Below are 441 nucleotides of genomic sequence, written 5' to 3'. Positions count from 1 at the left end.
GGGGGGATTGGGGGGGGGGGGTTTTGGGGTGCCGGGGGGACCCCGGGGGGGCGTGGGGACGGGGCGGGATCCGGTCGGGCCGGTGATGGTCGGACCACTGTGGTCAGACCAAGGAGCGTACTGTGAGGGCGGTCACCTTGCAAGGGGCTGGTGTGATATGGTCTGACCACTACGGCACCCATGTGCTGCCGCACCGCACGGCGCCCCAGGCGCCCCGTCCGGAACGGAGACCGGCATGAGAATCGCCCTGTTCGCCACATGCATCGTGGACGCGATGTATCCCAAGGTGGCCCTCGCCACCGTCCGGATCCTCGAGCGACTCGGGCATGAGGTGGTCTTCCCGCCCGGCCAGGGCTGCTGCTCGCAGATGCACGTCAACAGCGGGTACGTGGAGGACGCCCTGCCCGTGGTGCGCAACCACGTCCGCACCTTCATAGAGGC

Annotated in this window: 1 protein-coding gene; it reads left to right on the top strand. The window is 69.2% G+C overall.

What is annotated here, in order from left to right; translation table 11 throughout:
* Positions 1–235 precede the first annotated feature (235 nt).
* On the top strand, positions 236–441 hold a 206-nt coding region (locus AB0N07_RS51820), incomplete at its 3' end, for a (Fe-S)-binding protein (protein WP_365848058.1).

Source organism: Streptomyces sp. NPDC051172, assembly GCF_040682555.1.
Taxonomy (GTDB): domain Bacteria; phylum Actinomycetota; class Actinomycetes; order Streptomycetales; family Streptomycetaceae; genus Streptomyces.
The sequence above is the reverse complement of the archived record's forward strand: the minus strand, read 5'-3'. Positions and strand labels throughout refer to the sequence as shown.